The sequence below is a fragment of the Kineococcus indalonis genome (assembly GCF_009906395.1).
GTDB classification, from domain to species: domain Bacteria; phylum Actinomycetota; class Actinomycetes; order Actinomycetales; family Kineococcaceae; genus Kineococcus; species Kineococcus indalonis.
Genome location: NZ_JAAALM010000793.1, coordinates 1 through 1,243 on the forward strand (window position 1 = coordinate 1; position 1,243 = coordinate 1,243).

Here is a 1,243-nt window from a genome sequence, read left to right on the forward strand (position 1 = left end):
CGCCGCCCTGCTGGTGGCGCAGGCCTTCGCCCTGGCCGAGCTGGTGGTGGCGCTGTGGCGCGGGGACGGCACCGCCCGCCCGCTGCTGGCGCTGGCCGCCGTCGTCGCCGCGCGCGCCGCGCTCTCCGCCGCCGCCACGGCGCTGGCGCAGCGCACCGCCACCGCGGTGCGCGCGGACCTGACCCGCCGCGCGGCGCAGCAGGCCCTGGCGCTGGGCCCGGCGGGGGTGCAGCGCTTCGGCGCCGCGCGCCTGACCGCGCTGCTCGTGCAGGGCCTGCCCGCCCTGGACGGCTGGTTCACCCGCTACCTGCCGGCGCTGGTGCCCGGCGTGCTGCTGCCCCCGGCGGTGCTGGGGCTGCTGGCGCTGCTGGACCCCGGCTCGGCGCTGACCGTCGCGCTCACCCTGCCGCTGGTGCCGGTGTTCGCGGTGCTGCTGGGGCGGGCCACGCAGGTGCGCGCGCAGCGGCGCTGGCGCGCGGCGCGGACCCTGTCGGCGCACTTCCTGGACGTGGTGCGCGGCCTGCCGACGCTGCGCGCGCACCGCCGCGCCGCCCGCCAGGTGCAGGCGGTGGCCGAGACCACCGACGCGCACCGCCGCGCCACCCTGGGGGTGCTGCGGGTGGCGTTCCTGTCCTCCACCGCCCTGGAGCTGGTGGGCACCCTGTCGGTGGGCCTGGTCGCGGTGACCGCCGGGATGCGCCTGGCCGGCGGGACGCTGGACCTGCGCACCGCCCTGCTGGTGATCCTGCTGGCCCCGGAGGCGTACCGGCCGCTGCGCGAGGTGGGGGCGCGCTTCCACGACTCCGCCGACGCCGGCGCCGTCGTCGACGACGTCGACGCGCTGCTCACCGCGCGCCCGGCGCGCCCGGCCGGCGGCGCGGCGGAGGGGGTCCGGCTGCGCGGAGTGCGGGTGCTGCGCGAGGACGGCACCGCCGTCGTGGGCGCCGGCCCCGGCGGCGCGGGCGGGGTGGACCTGGACGTCGCGCCGGGGGAGCTGGTGGCGCTGGCCGGGCCCAGCGGGGCCGGCAAGACGACCCTGGCGCGGGTGGCGGCCGGGCTGCTGGTGCCCGACGCCGGCACCGTGGAGCACCCGCTGGGCGCGCACGCCGTGGCCCACCTGCCCCAGCGCCCCACCGCCCCCTTCGCGCGCACCGTCGCGCAGGCGGTGCGCGCCGGCCGCGAAGCCACCGACGCCGACGTGGCGCGGGCGCTGGCGGCCGCGCCACGTCGGCGTCGGTGGCTT

General features: G+C 81.4%; 1 protein-coding gene. It reads left to right on the forward strand.

Annotation, left to right across the window (positions count from 1 at the left end; genetic code table 11):
- Positions 1–1,243 (forward strand): ABC transporter transmembrane domain-containing protein (locus GTR00_RS24560; protein ID WP_240900759.1); only part of this gene is annotated, 1,243 nt, incomplete at both ends.